General features: G+C 59.5%; 17 protein-coding genes. 10 read left to right on the top strand and 7 right to left on the bottom strand.

Going from position 1 to position 18,632, the window contains the following annotated elements:
- Positions 1-132: 132 nt before the first annotated feature.
- The 3 genes from LRP30_RS27640 to LRP30_RS27630 all read right to left on the bottom strand — a co-directional run bounded on the left by LRP30_RS27640 (position 133) and on the right by LRP30_RS27630 (position 3,434).
- Entirely contained in the window at positions 133-1,095 is a 963-nt protein-coding gene (locus LRP30_RS27640) for a UDP-glucuronic acid decarboxylase family protein (protein WP_249756786.1), read from the bottom strand.
- A 198-nt stretch (positions 1,096-1,293) separates the two neighbouring features.
- Positions 1,294-2,043 carry a glycosyltransferase family 2 protein gene (locus LRP30_RS27635; protein WP_249756785.1) on the bottom strand — a complete coding sequence of 250 codons (750 nt, stop codon included), beginning with the start codon at positions 2,041-2,043 and terminating at the stop codon, positions 1,294-1,296.
- A gap of 11 nt (positions 2,044-2,054) precedes the next feature.
- Positions 2,055-3,434, bottom strand: coding sequence for a capsule biosynthesis protein (locus LRP30_RS27630; RefSeq protein ID WP_249756784.1), 1,380 nt, complete (start codon positions 3,432-3,434; stop codon positions 2,055-2,057).
- A 141-nt stretch (positions 3,435-3,575) separates the two neighbouring features.
- On the opposite strand from LRP30_RS27630, the gene pseG reads away from it, so the two are divergent.
- From pseG to LRP30_RS27580, 10 genes are all read left to right on the top strand, one after another.
- Positions 3,576-4,739, top strand: coding sequence for a UDP-2,4-diacetamido-2,4,6-trideoxy-beta-L-altropyranose hydrolase (gene pseG / locus LRP30_RS27625; RefSeq protein ID WP_249756783.1), 1,164 nt, complete (start codon positions 3,576-3,578; stop codon positions 4,737-4,739).
- A 146-nt stretch (positions 4,740-4,885) separates the two neighbouring features.
- Positions 4,886-5,281 carry a GNAT family N-acetyltransferase gene (locus LRP30_RS27620; RefSeq protein ID WP_249756782.1) on the top strand — a complete coding sequence of 132 codons (396 nt, stop codon included), beginning with the start codon at positions 4,886-4,888 and terminating at the stop codon, positions 5,279-5,281.
- A 69-nt stretch (positions 5,282-5,350) separates the two neighbouring features.
- The gene (gene pseI / locus LRP30_RS27615) at positions 5,351-6,460 is read left to right on the top strand and encodes a pseudaminic acid synthase (protein WP_249756781.1); all 1,110 of its coding nucleotides are present in this window, start codon (positions 5,351-5,353) and stop codon (positions 6,458-6,460) included.
- Positions 6,453-7,850, top strand: a complete 1,398-nt coding sequence (locus LRP30_RS27610; protein WP_249756780.1) for a surface carbohydrate biosynthesis protein — start codon at positions 6,453-6,455, stop codon at positions 7,848-7,850. Before pseI ends, LRP30_RS27610 begins: the two co-directional genes overlap by 8 nt.
- Before the next feature lie 2 nt (positions 7,851-7,852).
- Positions 7,853-9,379, top strand: coding sequence for a teichoic acid transporter (locus LRP30_RS27605; RefSeq protein WP_249756779.1), 1,527 nt, complete (start codon positions 7,853-7,855; stop codon positions 9,377-9,379).
- 171 nt (positions 9,380-9,550) lie between these two features.
- Positions 9,551-10,291: a hypothetical protein gene (locus LRP30_RS27600; RefSeq protein WP_249756778.1), complete on the top strand. Its 741-nt coding sequence runs from the start codon at positions 9,551-9,553 to the stop codon at positions 10,289-10,291.
- A gap of 11 nt (positions 10,292-10,302) precedes the next feature.
- A complete protein-coding gene (locus LRP30_RS27595) occupies positions 10,303-11,226 on the top strand; it encodes a hypothetical protein (RefSeq protein WP_249756777.1) in 924 nt (307 codons plus the stop codon).
- A 90-nt stretch (positions 11,227-11,316) separates the two neighbouring features.
- Positions 11,317-12,744, top strand: coding sequence for a DUF6418 domain-containing protein (locus tag LRP30_RS27590; protein ID WP_249756776.1), 1,428 nt, complete (start codon positions 11,317-11,319; stop codon positions 12,742-12,744).
- Positions 12,737-13,603: a hypothetical protein gene (locus tag LRP30_RS27585; protein ID WP_249756775.1), complete on the top strand. Its 867-nt coding sequence runs from the start codon at positions 12,737-12,739 to the stop codon at positions 13,601-13,603. Before LRP30_RS27590 ends, LRP30_RS27585 begins: the two co-directional genes overlap by 8 nt.
- 61 nt (positions 13,604-13,664) lie before the next feature.
- Positions 13,665-14,876 carry an HAD-IIIA family hydrolase gene (locus tag LRP30_RS27580; RefSeq protein WP_249756774.1) on the top strand — a complete coding sequence of 404 codons (1,212 nt, stop codon included), beginning with the start codon at positions 13,665-13,667 and terminating at the stop codon, positions 14,874-14,876.
- Here the strand turns inward: LRP30_RS27580 and pseF are convergent.
- From pseF to LRP30_RS27560, 4 genes are read right to left on the bottom strand one after another with little or no spacing between them, the layout of a single operon-like run.
- Complete coding sequence (gene pseF, locus LRP30_RS27575) at positions 14,863-15,552, bottom strand: pseudaminic acid cytidylyltransferase (RefSeq protein ID WP_249756773.1); 690 nt, start codon at positions 15,550-15,552, stop codon at positions 14,863-14,865. The genes LRP30_RS27580 and pseF overlap by 14 nt on opposite strands.
- Positions 15,549-16,730 carry a UDP-4-amino-4,6-dideoxy-N-acetyl-beta-L-altrosamine transaminase gene (gene pseC, locus LRP30_RS27570; RefSeq protein ID WP_249756772.1) on the bottom strand — a complete coding sequence of 394 codons (1,182 nt, stop codon included), beginning with the start codon at positions 16,728-16,730 and terminating at the stop codon, positions 15,549-15,551. The genes pseF and pseC overlap by 4 nt, the downstream gene beginning before the upstream one ends.
- Positions 16,727-17,728: a UDP-N-acetylglucosamine 4,6-dehydratase (inverting) gene (gene pseB / locus LRP30_RS27565; RefSeq protein WP_249761840.1), complete on the bottom strand. Its 1,002-nt coding sequence runs from the start codon at positions 17,726-17,728 to the stop codon at positions 16,727-16,729. Before pseB ends, pseC begins: the two co-directional genes overlap by 4 nt.
- Before the next feature lie 54 nt (positions 17,729-17,782).
- Complete coding sequence (locus LRP30_RS27560; protein WP_249756771.1) at positions 17,783-18,622, bottom strand: SDR family oxidoreductase; 840 nt, start codon at positions 18,620-18,622, stop codon at positions 17,783-17,785.
- Between the last annotated feature and the right edge of the window lie 10 nt (positions 18,623-18,632).

Genomic DNA, 18,632 nt, shown 5'->3' with positions numbered 1-18,632 from the left:
GCTCCTAGCTGGCGAACTGCGACGGCGCTGTGATGGAGCACGAGCAAGGTGAGCCCGCGCCATGAGTCAAGTCGAGATCCCAAGCTGAGATGATGTTGGAAAGGCAAGCTATGTGGGAGGCCGTGCATCCAATCAGGAGAGTTCGAGTGTACGCTTGAAATAGGCGATCGTCTCCTTCAGCCCATCCTCGAGCGCGACTTTCGGTTCCCAGTTCAGCGCCGCCTTCGCCTTGGCGAGATCGGGCTGACGCTGCCGCGGGTCGTCTTGCGGCAGCGGCTTGAATACCAGCTTGGAACGCGAGTCCGTGAGCTTGATGACCTTTTCGGCGAGTTCTCGGATCGTGAACTCAGAGTTGTTGCCGAGGTTGATCGGGCCGGTGACGTCTTCCGGTGTGACCATCAGCCGCGTAATGGCCTCGACGAGGTCGTCGACATAGCAGAACGAGCGGGTCTGCCCTCCGTCGCCGAACACCGTGATCGGCTCACCCTTGAGGGCCTGGACGATGAAGGACGACACCACACGTCCGTCGTTGGGCTGCATGCGCGGGCCGTAGGTGTTGAAGATGCGCGCGACCTTGATCGGCAGGCCGTGCTGACGCCAGTAGTCGAAGAACAACGTCTCGGCGCAGCGCTTGCCCTCGTCGTAGCAGGAGCGGATGCCGATCGGGTTGACGTTACCCCAATAGTCCTCGGTCTGGGGATGGATCAGCGGATCGCCATAGACCTCGCTGGTGGAGGCCTGGAAGATGCGCGCCTTGAGCCGCTTGGCCAGGCCGAGCATGTTGATGGCGCCGTGCACCGAGGTCTTGGTGGTCTGCACAGGATCACGCTGGTAGTGGATCGGCGAGGCCGGACAGGCTAGGTTGAAGATCGCGTCGACCTCGATGTAGAGCGGGAAGGTAACGTCATGCCTGACCGCCTCGAACAGCGGATTGGCGATCAGATGGGCGATGTTGCGCCGACTGCCGGTGAAATAATTGTCCGCGGACACCACCTCGGCCCCCGCTTCGAGCAGTCGCTCGCAGATATGCGATCCGATGAAGCCGGCGCCTCCTGTCACGAGGATGCGGCTGTTCTTGTAGCTTTCAAACGGCATGATCGGGTTCCAGGAGGATCTCGGGGGCGGACTCGTCCGGTGAGGCCGGCAGAGTGGTATCGGCTACGGGCGGAAAGGCCAATAGGCTTGCATTCTGGCGTGATGATACTTCAAAAGTCCAGTGGGCCGCCGTCCGGACCGAAATGTTCATTTCCGGCTGTTGCAGCTGGCTGCACAGCGCTCGTGCGCCGAGCTCCGCTAGAATTCCCGCCGCTTGAGCCAGGCCCGCGCACCCCAATGGGCAAAACACCAGGCCGACCTGATCAGCGAGAGGTGTTCCACATTGCGGTAGATCTGCCAGACCCATTTGGCCGAGCGCACCGGGCGGCTGGAGACCGAGGAACCCCTGACACGGTAGCGCGCAAGGTCCTCGTTGAGGCCGTATGCGGTGTGGCCACGTTTGAGGACCGAGAGCCACAGGCAGAAATCGTCATAGCCCTCGTTCTTCATCGCTATAGGACCGGCGATCTCGCGGTCGACCATCGCGGTCAGCGTCGCGATTGCGGTGTTCTCCAGGAGCTGGGCATATGTGAGCGAGGCCGGCACCTCGATCAGCCGTCCGGTGACCGTGTTGGTCTCGTTAATGCGGCGGAAGGCGGTATAGCTGAGAGCAGCCCGCTTCTCTTGGGCGAAGGCGAGCTGCCGCTCGAGCTTTTCGGGCAGCCATAGATCGTCGCTGTCGAGGAAGGCGAGATAGCGGCCCTTTGCGGCGTCGATCGATGCCTGGCGCGCGAGCGCCGGGCCACCATTTTTGGCCTGCCGGATCAGCTTGACGCGTGGATCGCGCTCACCAATTGCCGCGATGATGCCCGGCGTGTTGTCGGTCGAGCAGTCGTCGGCGATCAGGAGCTCCCAATCGGCGAATGTCTGGCTCTGCACCGAGCGGATCGTCTCCCCGATCAGGCCTTCGACGTTCCAGGACGGTGTGATGATCGAGACGAGCGGCATGATGGATCCGTTCAGTTCACACGGGCCGGTTCGGCCATTGCGGCGCGCAAGGAGGCCGCAAACGTGTCGAGCAGCTTGGGATCGCTGATATAGAGCTCGCCCGGATGAGACCGGCGCCAGGCGGACTCAAAATAGGGCGCCCCCCTGGCGGGATCGAATGCCCCCGCGGAGAGCGCTTCGCGCAGCCGCGCGGGCACGTCGGCCATGCGATCGACCGCGTACACAAGAGGGCAGGAGCGGTAGAACGCATCGCCCATCACCACGACCGGCTTGCCGAGCAGCAGTGCCTCGGCACCCGACTTGCTGTTGACGGAGACGACGGCATCGGCGCGATTGAGCACGGTGTAATTGTTGGTCTGCGGCGGCAGCAGCACGAAATTGTCGAACCGGCGCGCGAGCTCGAGCAGGCGGGTGGCCGAGATGGCGCCGATCTGGGCGGGATGTTCCTTCACCACGAGCACGTGCGAATCCGGGATCGTGCGCAGCAGGAAGTCGACGGTCGCGACCTGGTCGAGATAGTCCGGCGAGCGCAGCGTCAGCGCCATGTCGGCCGGAACGTGGAAGGGATAGTAGACGAAAGGCATTTCGGGCAGCGGCCGGTAGAGCTTGCGAAGCCGCGTCGCGTTGAGGGCCATCGCGGCGTGCACGCGGGCATGGCGCAGATTGTGTCCAAACTCCTGGTGCTTGCCGAGCGCGAACTGGTCCCAGAGCTTCTCGGCGAGACGATGGGCATTGCGCAAATTGACGACCTTCTTGAATGCCGCCGAATAGTGGTGCTGATCCTTCTTCGGAATGACTATCGCGCGCTGCGTCAGCGTCTCCTTCAGATAGGCGCGCACCTCGGCTGACATCGCATCCGCGGGTGTTGCCATCACATTGGGGGCAGCAAAGCTGTCCGGCGTGAAATACATCCGGCCTCGAAAGAACGAAGGCTCAATGAACCAGTTGCGGATGCCCCGGCGCCTGGCGGCATAGAAGCTTGCGATGACGGAAAGGAAGCCGCCGAGCTCCTGGACCAGTTCGGCGCGTCGCTCCTGCGTCTCCAGCCGGTCGAGCACCGCCTCCATGGCGTTGGCATAGATCATGAAACGCCGGCGCAGCGCCGCCGTATCGTTGATGCCGAAGGTGAAACGCTCATGGCTGAACAGGAAATTGGTCCCGTTGAGCCCATAAGAGCCGACACGCGCGTCGAATGCCTTGCGATCGTCGGGCGAGGGGCCGGTCTTGAGACCCTCGCGATACATGTTCGTGACCGGCACGCCTTCGGCGACAGACATCTCGGCGCTGCGATCGTCGAAGGCGAGTAATTCGACCTCGCAGCCGGCCGCACGCAATCGCTGCGCGACCGGAATCCAGAACCGGGTCTGGTATTCGGCGAGTGTGGTGATCAAAATCGTTTTTTCGGAACACATGCTATGGCGGGGGTTGTGCGTTTGCGACTTCCGCATATAGAAGGGCCTGCGACAGTCAAGCGTGGATTAGTATCCTTTTTTGCTCCGAATTGTAGTAGTAGGCTGCCTTTTGGAGGCCTAATGCCTGGAAAAGCCCCGCTTATTGCGCCGGCTATTCGGGAAGAGTTGACCGAGTCTATGAACAGCATGAAGCGGGTCATTTTTCGAGTCGACGCTTCGGTCCAGATGGGGATGGGGCACCTTACGCGTTGTCTGACGCTGGCGAATATCCTTGCCGAAGGCGGAACCGCATCGTGCTTTCTTATGCGTAGCCATGCCGCTCCGTTGGCTGCACTGGTCCAGGGCGACGGCCATGCCGTGCGGCTCTTACCGGATCCACAGGTGCCGAATCTGGAGGCGGCCACTTCGGACCGCAGCTATGCGCACTGGTTGCCCACGACGTGGCAACAGGATGCGGAGCAGACATTTCAGGCGATGGAGGAGATTGGATCAGCCGACTGGCTTGTCGTCGATCATTATTCTCTCGATGCCAATTGGGAGAGTGCCTGCCGACGAGAAGGTTTGCGAATCCTCGCGATTGACGATCTCGCCGATCGTCCGCACGATTGCGAGATCCTCCTCGATCAGAACCTCATTCAACAGATGGAGACGCGCTATCGTGACTGTGTATCGGCTTCTTGCGCGCAATTGCTCGGGCCGAGATACGCGTTGCTACGTCCTGAATTTCTCGAGCAGCGTCGCTTGTTGACGAGCCGCAGCGGCGAGATCGGCCGGATCCTGGTTTGCTTCGGTGGCTCTGATCCGACCAACGACACGGCTAAGGCGCTGCAGGCTATCGCAAGCCTCGGGGTTCCAGAGATTGCCGTGGATGTTGTAATCGGTCAGAGCAATCCGCATGCAGAGTTGATCGTGCAACTTCTAGGCGAATTGCCGTGTGCGGAGGTGCATCGGGCTGCAAATAACATGGCCGAGCTGATGCGGCGGGCCGATCTGTCGATCGGAGCTGGTGGTGGGATGAGTTGGGAGCGTTGCTGTCTGGGCCTGCCCGCGGTGGTGGTCGATATTGCGGCAAATCAAGTTGGTGCGTTGACCGCGCTCGCCAAGGCGGGGGCGGCGCTGTATCTCGGATCGAGCGCGTCTGTCACAGCCGAGACCCTCGCCGGCGCCATCCGCTCGCTGCAGGAGGATTCGGCGTGCGTGAAGGTACTGGGGGAGGCTGCCTTCGCGCTTGTGGATGGCCAGGGTAGCGGCCGCGTGCGTGTCGAACTCGGTTCCCGATCCTAGCAGGCAAGCCGAACCAGTTTCCCGAGGCGTCAGTGGGATTTTCCCCTGATCTTACAATGAGTAGCGTCGTCCGCGCTCGCTTCGCTTCTTGTTGACTAACGCGGGGCTTGTGCCTATGTGGATCGCGGTTGGGCGGGCTTGCGATCATGAACCATTTTCAAATTCGACCGGCCACGAAGGACGACGCTCGACGGTTGTTCGAATGGCGCAATGATGAGTCGACCCGCAGAATGTCCAAGAACAAGGACGTCGTGGGATGGGATGAGCATGTGGGCTGGCTCGATCGACGGCTCAAGATGGACCAGCCAAACCTTTTCATCTTCGAGTTAAACCAGGAGTCGGTTGCGACGTTCAGGATAGATGGTGAAGACGTGTCTTATACAGTTGCGCCTGAGCATCGTAATCGTGGAGTTGCAAAGCTGATGCTGAACGAAGTCAGGTCGCGCTTTGGTTGTCTTCGCGCTCACGTTTATGCCGATAACGAGCCATCCATCAGGGTCGCGCGGAGTGCTGGGCTCGATGTGGTGATAATGGACTCGTGATCCGACGAAATGATGAGTGCGCGGTCGCTTCTGGGGCGCCGCTGTCTTTGAAAGTGTCAGGAGCATTTTATGACAAACACGATCTCCATTGCCGGTCATTCAATCGGCCGGTCGCATCGGCCATTCATCATTGCCGAAATGTCGGGCAACCACAATCAGTCGCTCGACCGTGCGCTGGCGATCGTGGATGCGGCCGCCAAGTGCGGCGCGCACGCACTCAAGCTACAGACCTACACCCCCGATACGATGACCCTTGATCTGGATGAGGGCGAATTCTTCATCGACGATCCCAACAGCCTGTGGCGAGGCACGTCACTACACAAACTCTATCACGATGCCTACACCCCATGGGAGTGGCATGCACCGATCTTCGAGCGCGCCCGCTCATTGGGCATGATTCCATTCTCGACGCCGTTCGATGCTACGGCTGTCGATTTTCTCGAGAGTCTTAGGGTCGCTTGCTACAAAATCGCATCGTTCGAGAACACTGATCTACCGCTCATTCGCAAGGTCGCGGCTACCGGCAAGCCCATGATCATTTCGACAGGCATGGCGACCGTGGCCGAACTCGATGAGACGGTACGGGCGGCGAGAGCTGCGGGCTGCAGACAACTTGTGCTCCTGAAATGCACGAGCACCTATCCCGCAACGTCCTCCGACACCAATCTCCTGACGATCCCCCATATGCGGAAGCTGTTCGCTTGCGAGGTGGGCCTTTCGGACCACACCTTCGGGATCGGCGCGTCAGTCGCGAGCGTTGCGCTGGGTGCGACCGTGATCGAGAAGCATTTTACGCTTGCGCGCGCCGACGGCGGTGTTGACTCCACGTTCTCGATGGAACCCGAGGAGATGGCGGCTCTGGTCGTGGAGACCGAGCGCGCCTGGCTCGCGCTTGGAGAGGTGCATTATGGCCTCACGGAGAAGGAACGCAAATCGCTTGTGTTCCGTCGCTCGCTCTATGTGGCGGAGGATCTCGCTCCGGGTGATGTGCTAACCGAAAAGAATCTGCGGATTATCCGGCCCGGCCTCGGCCTGCCACCGAAATATTTCGAGACTTTGCTCGGCAAGCGTGTCGGGCGGGCGGTTCGCCGCGGGACTCCAATGAGTTGGGATGTGCTCTCGTCCGCGGACGATGCCTTTCAAATGCCGCAGGGGAAATCGAGGAGCGATCGTGGCTGAACAGCCCCATGTCTGTCTGATCGTCGACAACCCGCTTCGCGACCTCGATGGGCTAGTGCTGCTTGCTCGGCAATTGTCAATGCGTGGCGCGCTCACCACGCTCGTGCCCATGTACGAGCAGGGGTTCGATGTCCCAGCCTTGCGGCCTGATCTCGTGCTGGTAAACTACACTCGTCCCAACAACGCCGACCTGATCAAGTCCTACAAGCGCGCGGGGATTCTCGTCGGTGTTCTGGATACGGAGGGAATTGGCGGCAAGAATGCGGATCAGTTCGCAAACATGGTGAAGAGCGCGGGCTGCCCTGACCTTGTCGATCTCTATTGTGTCTGGGGACAGGCGCAGTACGCGGCGTTCTTGCGGCAGGGCACCGTCGCAGCGGGTATCCTGCACGCCACCGGTTGTCCACGCTATGATTTCTGCGCACCGCCCTGGCGCGCGGCGTTGGCGAGCCCGTCCGTCGGTTCGGGCTATGTCCTCATCAACACGAATTTCCCGACTGTGAACCCGCGGTTCTCCGGCAGCTCGTCTGCCGAGGAGGAGTCGATGGTGCAGGCCGGCTTCGCGCGCGAGTTCGCTCGTCAGTTCATCACTGATGGCAGGCGAGCCTACCGCAACACATTGGACATGGCCATCAAGCTGGCGGAGCACTTTTCTAAAGTGGAGTTCGTGCTGCGGCCGCATCCGTTCGAGAACATCAACTCGTATGATGCGTTCGCCGCCTTGCCGAATGCAAAAGTGATCCAGAGCGGAACGTCCCTCGAGTGGATCAGCGGCGCGCGTCTGCTTGTCCATCAGAACTGTTCCACCGCGATCGAAGCAACTATGCTGAACGTGGAGCCGTTGAGCATGGAGTGGTTCAACACGCCCTCCCTGCGCCTTGATGCTGCGACGCGGGTCAGTCGCGGAGCGCGCGGACAGGCTGAAATGCTCGAGCTGGTCCGGCGGGGCCTCGAAAATCGCATGCCACCGCTGCCCCCTGAGACCGGGGCATTTCGCCGCGAAATCATCAGCGATCTCTATACCGCCGTGGATGGCGATAGCTCCGCCCGCGTTTCCGAGGCAGTTCTCGCGACGATCGCTATCGCCAGGCGCTGCAAACAGTCCATGCATTCGTTGCCGCCGCCGTCTTTGCGCGGTGTCGTGGCCGGCGCGCTTCGCCGAACGCTCGGGTATAAGGCAAGTTCGGTCCTGCGCCGGAGCTACAGCTCCGAGGAGAGCGAGCGTCGGCGGGCCGGGAAGGCGTTCGATGCCGAAACCGTGAACGCGATATTGCAGCGACTCAATGCGGCGTCGGTTGATAGCCGGCGATTTGTAGCCCGGCCTGCCGCGAATGTCCGAACGAGAAAGTTGAGCAGCGGCGCAAGCCTGCAGCTCGCAGAGGTGAACTGACCGTGCTGCGCCCATTTCTGCATAATACTGCAATCTCTGCGATCGCCTACGGGGCCGCAGGCGTGCTGGGACTCCTTTCGGTCGGACTTATTGCAAAATCCTATGGGATTGCCATTTTGGGTCTTCTCGTCTTGGTGCGAGCGTTTCTGCCGAGCGGCTTTCTCGCCCTGATCGATTTCGGTGTGTCGGAACTTGCCACGCAGGTCGTGGCTCGCGGGCGGCTCGGAGATTGGAGGCTGGCGAGCGAAAAGGTATCGCTTCTCACCTTGATTGCCATGGCCACGGGGACCATCTCGAGCATGGCGCTATGGCTTGCGTCCACCTGGCTCGCTGTCGCCCTAAAGGTGCAGCACGAGCAGGTTCTCGGGTTCGTTTCGATGCTGCACGTTACGGCGCTCGTGCTGCCAATCTGTTTCGTTGGATTGGTCGTGGAAGGAGTTCTCAAGGGCTTTGAGCAGTACGCTTGGTTGCGTCTAACTGAAGTCGGAAGCAGTTTGCTCTATATCGGTTCGATCTACCTTGCCGCTTGGGAGCAAGCTCCGTTCGAATGGCTTGCGTATGCCTATCTCGGAACGACTGTGACAAAGTATCTGGTGTTGGGCATCGTTGTCAAAAGTACAGTCCATGGCTCTTTATTGAGTTTCACGTTGTGGACGGAGGCGAGCCGCAAAGACCTTCTTCATCGATGCCTGCAGATGTTCAATAACCGGATCGCAGGAACGTTGCAGCATACTCTTCCGCCTCTCGTGATCGGGTTTCTGTTTAGTCCCATCGAAGTGGGTACCTACGATTTGATCACGAGGTTGCCGCGCTTCTTGAAGGCGACGATGGGGCCACTCTATTCGGCGATACTTCCCCTCTCGGCTCGTATTGAAGAGACCACCGATACCCGCCGCTTGCAGATCTTGGGGCGGAACGGCCTCGTCTTGCCAGCAGCCTTTGTGCTGCCAGTCTTGATGGTGCTTGCTCTCTGCTCGCGCCAGGTTTTGACCGTGTGGGTGGGCCCGCAACACTCTCAAGAATGGCCTTGGGTTGCCATGTCGATGCTGGTGCCCGCGATAACGATACAGCTTGGTGCGGGCCAGACGGCCTTGATGGTCAAGTCGGAGTTTCTCTCCTTCAGTACAAAGCTTCTGTACTTGCAGGTCTTGACCCAATACACAATAACCCTGTTAACGCTTGCTTGGTTTCGCGAGCATGCGTTCATTCTAGGGTGGACTATCTCGCACGTCGTGTTTGCACCGCTCCTCGCACACAACATGCTAGCTCAGATGAGTTTGCCGAACTCATTGTTTTGGGGGCAGCTTTCGCGCCACTTGGTGGTCGGGATCATCCTTTCCGGAATAGTAGGCCTATGCAAGTTCGTCCTGCCCCTCGAAAGCTTGAGTGAGCTTGTCATCCTGGGCGGGCTTCTCTGCCTTATTGCGTTGGCCTTGAGCAGTGCGATCGTTCTTACGAGCGCCGAGCGGGTAATGTTTGGACGTCTTGGGCGCGCACTGGTGCGTCGTGAAAAGGCACCTAGTCGATGAGATCGACCAAACTTTCTCGCGATCCTAGACTTCGGGGTCATTGCGCGACAATGCAAGGTTGATTGTTGACCTCTGGGAGCGTAAAGACGTCCCAGGTTGGGCCAAATTCTGACGCTTGGTGCTGTGGCGCGCCGGCGCTAGTCCCGCAGACCGCAACGAGTATCTCAGGACATGTCGAGCGATTTAAAAATTTCTGAGGCCCTTGAGCGCGGTTACCCGCCTGCGGTCTTGTATCTTCGCAATGATGATGTTGTGGCCACCGAAGTCTGTGCCTTCAACTACTTCTCGATCTTTCTTAAGGAACAGCAGGACGCCGAAGCTCACATCTGGTTTTTCGATGCGGAGGGTAGGTGGGTCAACTACCTTCGGAAGGATCTGGGATTCAACGGTCAACTGCAGCTGAGGACTTCGGACCTATGTCCCGACGTCTCGGGGACCGTCGCCATGACGTTGCTGCCGAAGCAAGGCGCGAGCGTCCGTCCGGGGAAGAAGGTGACGACCGGCTACTACACCCAGTATTACTCACAGTGCGGCGCCATCACGTTGTCCCACGAGCGCGAGGCAGTTGCCGCCAATCCATTCCCTACACCCGCCTGGATGCAGACCTACCTGACGAGGTTCGTCGAGGTATCGGGTGTCATATTGGTCAATGCCTGTCTTGCGCCGGACGGGGAGGCTTTTGGAACCGCGAGACTGCGTGCGTTGGATGGCACGCTATTGGGTGAGAGAAGCCTCCCAAGTATACCATCGATGGGAGCACGGCGCATTAGCACGATGGACCTGTTCCCCGATGCCAAGCGTCTTATAGGTTCGGCGGAAACTTTTGCGCTGGAATTCAGCGGAGGTAATATGGCTAGTCCCTTTAGCTTCTATCAGTTCGCCAACGGCAAGTTTAGTTTGCATCACTTTTGAAGGGGGCTCACGTGAGTCGATTTCCAGCCACGCCTTGGAAGCCGCACGAGCCGAGGTTCATCCTTCCCACCTTTGAGGGGCTTGAGTGCAGACTGGGGTTTTCAATTCCCATCTGGCACAAGGCGATCGATGCCAAATATTTGCGCAGCCTCGTGGCCGGCAGCTTGAAGAAGAATCTGTGGGAGGCAGTCAAGGACCTTGGTCCCGAATTCGCAAGTCTCCTTAGATCAGGTTTCAGTAGCAATTTGCGTTTCAAGCTTCATGTGCTGTCGCGCGATGGCGAATACTTGGCCAGCCGAGAAATTCCTTCGACGCACAAGCCGGGGGCCTCTTTCGAGATCGACCTGACCAGGTTGATCGCAGAGTTGGGGCTGGCGCCGCGAGACTATCTGATCGTCGCGGTCATGTCGCACGGTCGCATGGACGCCTATCGCTCCTCGCCCGGCAGCTTTTCCATGACCTATGTCGATCAAGACAACGTCGCCATCTATCGCACTGGCGCCTTTGCTCGCCCCCTAAACGAGGGGCGACTGAAGTCTCACGTGGGGTTCACAGGAATCAACCCAAAAATCCTCGCTACAGAGGACTTTGTCAGCAGCTTGATGCTGCTCAACCATTCATCGGATCCCGACTACGCGCACGCGGCGCGACCGTCGTCGATATTGATCCGCGAGGACGGAGAACAATTGAAAGGCGACTTCGGTGAGATTCCGCCGCTGGGAGCGCGCGAGATGTCCGTTGTCGACCTTTTCGGAAGCGGTGTTTTTGATTTCCTGAAGCCCTTCGGCGGACGAGGAACTACCGTCACGACGTGTGTGGGCGTTACGCTGGCAAGCCTTCATTTGCAGCGCTCCAATGACAATCGTCGAACCATACTGGGAATTGAGCACTCGCGGCCGGCTCACATGAATCTGATGGGAATTATGCAGCACTAGAGGGTGCACGAGAGACGGTGGGGAGTTTCTGGACAATACTGTGCAAGTCGGGTGGGCTGGAGACTCCTGGCAGATTGTGGGATCCAGCCGATGATTTATGCCGCGAGGGGGTATCCATTGTGGGACTCGGAACTATGGACGCTGTCGAGCGCGCTCGCTGTGTGTCTTGTGCTGCTGGCGATGGTGCGGATTGCGATCAACAAGCTCGGCCTGTTCATGGTGGCTTTTTTTGTTTTTTTCTCGCTTGCTTGGAGATTGCTGTCCGTCCTCTACATCGATTTAGCCGGCCCTGTGTTCTCGGAGCAGTTGGAGCGAGACATCGGTTCGGGTAGTGCGGCCTTACCCCTCGCGGCCTCGCAGGGATTGGTAATCGCAGCATTGATGTATTCGTTTCGGAACAAGCGGCTCGTTGCGCTGACAAGCGGCCCGAGGTTGGCCGATATGCTTCCCGGCGGTCGTCCGACGCTGTCTGATTTGGCACATTGGATCATAGGCCTCTTTGCGGTCGCGCTCTGGGTCGAACTGCTGATTCGCGGGCCGATACCAATATTGGCTGCTATGGAGCGTTACGACTATTCGGCGCAGTATGGTGGTCCCTTGCATCATCGGCTGATCGAGTGGGGTCCCATGTTGGCTTTTCAGCTGGGCGTCTTCTTCGCGGCTCCGTCATCGAGAGGTCGAGAGTTTGACCTGCGATTTGCTGTGCTTTTCGGGATTTTCATCCTTTATCTGTTCGTCGTCGGGCATCGGTTCTCCTCGTTCTTTTCCTATTCTTCTTTCTTTATCCTGCCCGTAGGTGCCGTGCTGCTCGCAAACACTACCTCGGCCTTCGACTATGCCAAGATTTTCAGGACCATCAGGCTGCCCGGCGTCGTCGTTTCAGTCTTGATCCTAGGTGCAGTGATTTACTCCTATGCCATTGTTAGAGGGTTTGAGCGCGACCAGCTTCTGTTCAAATTGTCCCAGCGCATCTTCGTACAGCAGGGCGAGATGTGGTGGATGACTTATGAGCGTGTGTTTCTGCGAGGCGACTGGAGCACTGATCAAACCTTGTACAAGTTGTTCGTCGATCCTTTCGATCCAAATCGGAATTCGACCATGCAGTGGCTGATGGAGCTGGCGCTGCCGCTCGATCGCGCTCACTTCATCCTTGGAAAAGGTTCGGCCTACACCGGTGGTTGGCCCGAAGTGCTTTTCGAACTCGGTGGACCGGTGGAAGGCTTGGCTCTTGTCGCTCTTTCGGCAATGCTGTTTTCGGAGTTCATGTTCCTGCTCACGCGCTGTATCGTGCAGGAACGGTATGCTACGTGTTTTTTCTTGACCCCACTGTTGTATGCATTCTCGCTGTACGTCGTCACGGGAATGGTTAACTCTTTCGTTCAGTTTACGTTTTTCGTGAAGCTTGTGACCGCCGTTTTTGTATTTGTTGCTGAAGAGAAATGGCGTTCGAGCTTGTCCGGGCCGTTGATTTCCTGCGAAAGCTTGCCTGCAGTCGAGGGAGGAAAGAGGCTTGAGTAGTGACCAGATCCGGACATCAAGCAGAGAGTATCTTGGTGGGATGCTCGTATTCGTCGGCCGGGCGGTTCGGCCGCGCATTTTTGCCATCGTGTCGGTCACGCTGGCGGTGACGCTAGTAGTGTTCCTAGTCGATCGTTTGCTTCCTGTCGGCTACGTCGCTTCCGCCAATGTTAGGCTGGGCCGGGTCGATGGAGCGGAAGTGGTGCCGGTCCAGGCGGCCGCCCTTCAGTTGAACTCTCTGCCGCTCAAGGAGCGCTTAGTAACGGCTATGAACCTTCGTGCCGAAAACGGTGACCGAGATCGGCAACAGATCCTGGAGAGTCTGAGTGCGCGACCGCAGACATCCGACGCGTTTTCTTTGACGGTTCGTGCCGGGACGGCGCAAAGGGCTAGGGAAGCCCTCCAGACTGCGGTACGCCAGCTCAGCGAGGGTCACGACAAGCTCCGCAACGAGTTGCTTTCGGAACTCAACGCGCAGATTGCGTTGGTCGACGCCAACATCGCCAATCTTACCAAAATTCGAGAGACGCTGGCGTCGCCGAACTCGTTGGGCCCGGAGGTATCGAACGATGCCGCGGCATTGATGTTACGGCGTGTGTGGGTGCTGGATCTCATATCTAAGAATGAGGAGAGGCTCGCCGCCGCATTGGCGGAACGGCGTGCCCTCACGACGCGAATCGGTCCGACCAAGACCTATCCGACGACGCTCAGCGAGGATGTGACGATCATTCAGGTGTCTCCCCAGCCGACCCGACATGCGATGTTCGCCGGGGCAATTGCGCTGCTAGCGATGCTGCTGTATGCCATAATCCGTGGGCCGAGCGCAGTCCGCGCACGCACCGTAGGTAACTTGAATTGACCGCTTGTCTACGAGACATGAAACTCGCTCTTGACTCAACTCCGTCGTGCGAATCGGTCTCATGCTGAAGCAGGCGGCGATCCTGGTCGGAGGTCTCGGGTCACGGCTCGGCGACAGAACGCGGCTCGTCCCTAAGCCGCTCCTTGACGTCGGCGCCAGACCGTTCCTCCACTATCTTCTCGACGAGCTGTCGCGTTATCCGACCATCGAAGAAATCTTGCTGCTTGCCGGCCATCGCGCCGAGAGTATTGTCGAGGGCTACCATGGCAAGCGCTGGCGCGGTGCATCGTTGACGGTCGTGTCAGAGCCGTCGCCGTGCGGCACCGGCGGCGCGTTGAAGCACGCCGCATCGCGGCTCCACGACCAGTTCTTTGTTTTGAACGGCGACTCCTATTTCGACTTCAATCTGCTCGATCTCGCTGCGCAAGCGGCGAAATCGCGCTCGATTTGTCATATGGCGCTAAAGCGGGATATGGCGGGCAACCGTTACGGCCGCGTTCTGCTCGAACACAAACGGGTTAAAAGCTTCCTAGCAGCCGGCGACCAACCGAGTGGGCCGATCAACACTGGCATCTATTGCGTCGATCGAGAGATTTTCGAGTACATCGACGAGATGCCGTGCTCGCTCGAACAGCAGATCTTTCCGCAGCTGGTCGCAGAGGAGCGACTTGAGGCCGAACTTTACGACGGATTCTTTATTGATATTGGCATTCCTGCCGATTTTGAGCGTGCCCAAAGCGAATTACCCAACAGGCTGAGGCGTCCTGCGGTGTTCTTCGACCGGGACGGCGTGCTGAATATCGACAAAGCTTATGTGCACCGGATTGAGGACTTCGAGTGGGTCAACGGTGCCCGCGAGGCCATCAAGCTGTGCAATGATCGCGGCTACTACGCCTTTGTCGTCACCAACCAATCGGGCGTTGCGCGGGGCTACTATGGCGTCGATGACGTCCACCGGCTACACGACTGGATGACCGGCGAGCTCGCCGCAATTGGTGCGCATATCGACGACTACCAGTATTGTCCGTACCATGAGGAAGGCACCGTTGAGGCGTATCGGCGCGTTAGCGACCGCCGCAAGCCGGCCCCGGGCATGATTCTCGATTGCATGAAGGCATGGCCTGTCCGGACGGAAGGAAGTCTGCTTGTCGGGGACAATGGTCGCGACGTCGAAGCAGCCGTCGCTGCGGGAATATCGGGGCACTTGTACCAGGAGGGCGACCTTGCCGCGTTCCTTCGCCCGCTGCTCGAGGCCGGATCTAACGCCGGCTGATCGCGCGGAACATGTATTCAGCCTGCTCCCAGTCCTCGATCGTATCGATGTCCTGAACCAGGTACCTTGGCAGGACGATTCCGACGGAGCGTTCCGAGAACATCGGGACGGCATCGCAAAACGCCGCGGCGGTGCCCCAGTAGAACTGGCCTGCGTCGTGATAGGCCGGCTCGAGATCCTGCGACCGCGTCATGCGATGCTCTGGATGAAAGGGAACGACGCGACCTGCCGCAGTAAGGCGAATGGCGCGCTGGATCGGAAAGGCGTAGCTTGTCACCGAAAAGGCATAGGTAGCGTCGGATCCGGCCAGGACATCATAGGCTTCGCGCAAGAAGTGCGCTTGGATCAACGGAGCGGTCGGGTAGATGCAGCAGACGTGACTGACGTCGGTGCCCTGTGCAAGGAACCAGGCGATTGCGTGCTGGACGACCTCGGCGGTTCCGGCGTGGTCGTCGGCAATCTCCTTTGGCCGCATAAATGGCGTGGTGGCGCCGAGTTGGCGCGCTATAGCTGCAATCTCCTCGTCATCCGTGGACACGATGATCTCGTCGAACACGCCGCTCTCGCGCCCAGCTTCGATCGAATAGGCGATGATGGGCTTGCCGCAGAACGAACGGATGTTCTTGCGTGGAATACGCTTGCTTCCGCCTCGCGCTGGAATGACTGCGATCTTCATGCGAGGATTTTCGTAAGCGCCGCGACGACGGTGTCCTGCTCGGCATCGGTCATCTTCGAGAACAGCGGCAGCGTGATGGCGTCCTGGTAGTAGCTCTCGGCCTCCGGGAACATTCCGACGCAGAAGCCTAGACGTTGATAATAGGGCTGAGTATGCACCGGAATGTAGTGCACGTTGACTCCGATGCCGGCAGCGCGCAGTGCCTCGAATACCTGCCGCCGGCTGAGCTCGATTTCGTTTCGCCGCAGCCGGATCACGTAAAGGTGCCAAGCCGAATTCGTGTCAGGATGCTGCCAGGGGCAGATCACCGGCAGCTGCGCAAGCAGGGCATCGTAGCGTACTGCGAGCTCGCGCCGACGCGCGACGAAGGCCTCGAGCCGGTCAAGCTGGCTGGTGCCGAGCGCCGCCTGGATGTCCGTCATGCGATAGTTCAGCCCAAGCTCGATCTGTTCGTACATCCAGGGCCCGTGCTGATCTTCGTTGGAGCGCCGTTCGTCGGAACTGGCCGGAGCCTGCACAGGACGGATGATGCCGTGGGTGCGCAAATACGAGAGCCGTTCGGCAAGCTTCGGCTCGTTGGTCAATGCCATACCGCCTTCGCCCGTCGTAATAATCTTGACCGGGTGGAAGCTGAAGACTACGACGTCGCTGAGATGACCGGAGCCGACCTTCCGCCCGCGATATTGGCCGCCGACCGCGTGAGAGGCGTCTTCAATGATGCGAAAGCCGTAGCGATGCGATAGGGCGCGGATCTCGGTCATCTCGCAGGATTGTCCAGCGAAATGTACGGGGACCACGACCTTTGGCAGCCGGCCTTGCCCACTTGCGCGCTCCAGCTTCTCCGACAGCGCCGCTACACTCATGTTGTAGGTGCGCGGGTCGATGTCGACAAAGTCGACGCTTGCGCCGCAATAGAGCGCGCAATTGGCCGAGGCCACGAAGGTGTTCGGGACCGTCCACAGAATGTCGCCGGGACCCAGATCAAGCGCCAGACAGGCGATGTGAAGCGCGGCGGTCGCGTTCGACACTGCGACCGCATTGGCCGCCCCGCAGTATTTGGCGATCGCCTGTTCGAACCGTGGGCCGGCCTGTCCCTGGGTCAGCCAGTCTGACTGCAGGACGTCCTTGACGGCGTCGATGTCCTCAGCGGAAATATCTTGGCGACCATACGGGATCATTGGACCGCAATTTTGTTGAATTCTCTGATCTCGGCCACGTTAAGGAAGTGGTCGTTCCTTCCGGAATTGTACTCGAAGCCGTCTGACACCGCTTCGCCGCGTTCGCCGATCTGGTTCGTGAGGTAATCGACGTCACGACGAAAGAACTTGATCGTCGGCTTAATTACGAAGTGATCGCCAAATTTGAGCGTCAAATGCGAATCGTCGGTCGGGCACATGACTTCGTGGAGCTTCTCGCCTGGCCGGATGCCGATCACCCTGGTCGGCAGTGTCGGAGCCATCGCCGCCGCGAGATCAGGAATGCGCACCGACGGTATCATCGGAACGAAGATCTCTCCCCCGGACATGCGCTCGAAACTCTTGATTACGAAGTCGACGCCCTGCTGCAGCGATATCCAGAACCGCGTCATACGCGGATCGGTGATCGGCAGGTGATCGGCGCCCTCGGCAATCAGCTTGTTGAACAAGGGCACGATCGAACCGCGCGAGCCGACTACGTTCCCGTAACGAACCACGCTGAACGTGGTGCGATGGCCACCCGCCATGTTGTTGGCCGCGATGAACAGCTTGTCGGAGGCGAGCTTTGTTGCGCCGTAGAGGTTGATCGGCTGCGCCGCCTTGTCGGTCGACAATGCGATCACCTTTTCAATGTCCGCCTCAAGCGCCGCTTGGATTACGTTCTCCGCCCCATGGACGTTGGTCTTGATGCACTCCATGGGATTGTATTCGGCGGCAGGCACCTGCTTCAGCGCTGCGGCATGCACCACGAAGTCGATGCCCTTCATGGCCGTGCGCAGGCGCTCGCCGTCGCGCACGTCGCCGATGAAGTAACGCATCGCCAGCTGATTGAACTCCTGCTGCATCTCATACTGCTTCAGCTCGTCGCGCGAATAGACCACGATACGACGGGGCTTGAAGTTCTTCAGGAGACAGCCGACAAACTTCTTCCCGAACGATCCCGTGCCTCCGGTGATCAGAATAGACTTATCGTTGAACATGCTCATTTTTGCGCCGGATCATCATTTGCACGAAATAGGAGATTGGGGAGCTGGTTACCATACGCTCCTGCCGCCGTCCATCACCAGGTTCTGCCCTGTCATGTAGCTCGAGGCATCCGAGCAGAGGAACTGCACCGCCGCGCGGTATTCGTCGACATGAGCCATGCGGCCCATTGGAATCAGTCGCGTCAGTCGTTCGACAAAAGCTGGATCCTGGTTGTTGAAGACGCCACCCGGCGAGATCGCGTTGACGCGCACGCCGTGATCAGCCCAGTAGGTCGCCAGATATTTCGTCAGCCCGATTAAGCCGTGCTTGATCACCGAGTAGGTCACCGGCTTCACCGGCTGTTCTTCTTCGCGTGTCACGTGCGGCTGGCGGTAGAGCCGCTGGTCCGGCGCGATCACCCCAAGATCGGAGGCGATGTTCAGGACCACGCCGCGGCCGCGTTTGGCCATCTCGCCGCCGAACACTTGCGCGCACAGCATCGCGCCGGTCAGGCCGACCGCGATTTCGGTCTGCCACTGCGGTACCGGGAACGCCTCGAAGCGCGAGGAGTGCGTGACGCCGGGCGCGGAGGTCACCTTGGGGTCGATTGCTGCGTTATTGACGAGGATGTCGACGGTGACGCCGCGGCTTGCAAGCTGCTCGCGTGCGGCGCGCACCGAGTCGAGCGAAGTGACGTTGATCTCAAGCGCGATCGGATCTGCCGAGGGTGCGACCTGCTTCAGCGCCGCCGCGGCGGCTTCGGCCTGCGTCAAGCCGACATCGGAGACGACCACGCGCGCGCCAGCTTCGGCGAGCGCCGCGACATGCTGCTTGCCCAGGAGGCCGCCGGCCCCGGTCACGAGCGCGGTCCGTCCGGTCAGGTCGTAGCGGGAGAAGGGGACTGCCATCGAAGGCTCC

It is taken from the genome of Bradyrhizobium sp. C-145, assembly GCF_023375135.1.
Taxonomy (GTDB): Bacteria; Pseudomonadota; Alphaproteobacteria; order Rhizobiales; family Xanthobacteraceae; genus Bradyrhizobium; species Bradyrhizobium zhanjiangense.
The sequence above is the reverse complement of the archived record's forward strand: the minus strand, read 5'-3'. Positions and strand labels throughout refer to the sequence as shown.

Excerpts from the sequence above, each read along its gene's own strand:
- LRP30_RS27640 (WP_249756786.1), bottom strand. The coding sequence starts at position 1,095 with ATGCCGTTTGAAAGCTACAAGAACAGCCGCATCCTCGTGACAGGAGGC.
- LRP30_RS27635 (WP_249756785.1), bottom strand. The coding sequence starts at position 2,043 with ATGCCGCTCGTCTCGATCATCACACCGTCCTGGAACGTCGAAGGCCTG.
- pseG (WP_249756783.1), top strand. The coding sequence starts at position 3,576 with ATGCCTGGAAAAGCCCCGCTTATTGCGCCGGCTATTCGGGAAGAGTTG.
- LRP30_RS27620 (WP_249756782.1), top strand. The coding sequence starts at position 4,886 with ATGAACCATTTTCAAATTCGACCGGCCACGAAGGACGACGCTCGACGG.
- pseI (WP_249756781.1), top strand. The coding sequence starts at position 5,351 with ATGACAAACACGATCTCCATTGCCGGTCATTCAATCGGCCGGTCGCAT.
- LRP30_RS27600 (WP_249756778.1), top strand. The coding sequence starts at position 9,551 with ATGTCGAGCGATTTAAAAATTTCTGAGGCCCTTGAGCGCGGTTACCCG.
- LRP30_RS27590 (WP_249756776.1), top strand. The coding sequence starts at position 11,317 with ATGATTTATGCCGCGAGGGGGTATCCATTGTGGGACTCGGAACTATGG.
- LRP30_RS27580 (WP_249756774.1), top strand. The coding sequence starts at position 13,665 with ATGCTGAAGCAGGCGGCGATCCTGGTCGGAGGTCTCGGGTCACGGCTC.
- pseF (WP_249756773.1), bottom strand. The coding sequence starts at position 15,552 with ATGAAGATCGCAGTCATTCCAGCGCGAGGCGGAAGCAAGCGTATTCCA.
- pseC (WP_249756772.1), bottom strand. The coding sequence starts at position 16,730 with ATGATCCCGTATGGTCGCCAAGATATTTCCGCTGAGGACATCGACGCC.
- pseB (WP_249761840.1), bottom strand. The coding sequence starts at position 17,728 with ATGTTCAACGATAAGTCTATTCTGATCACCGGAGGCACGGGATCGTTC.
- LRP30_RS27560 (WP_249756771.1), bottom strand. The coding sequence starts at position 18,622 with ATGGCAGTCCCCTTCTCCCGCTACGACCTGACCGGACGGACCGCGCTC.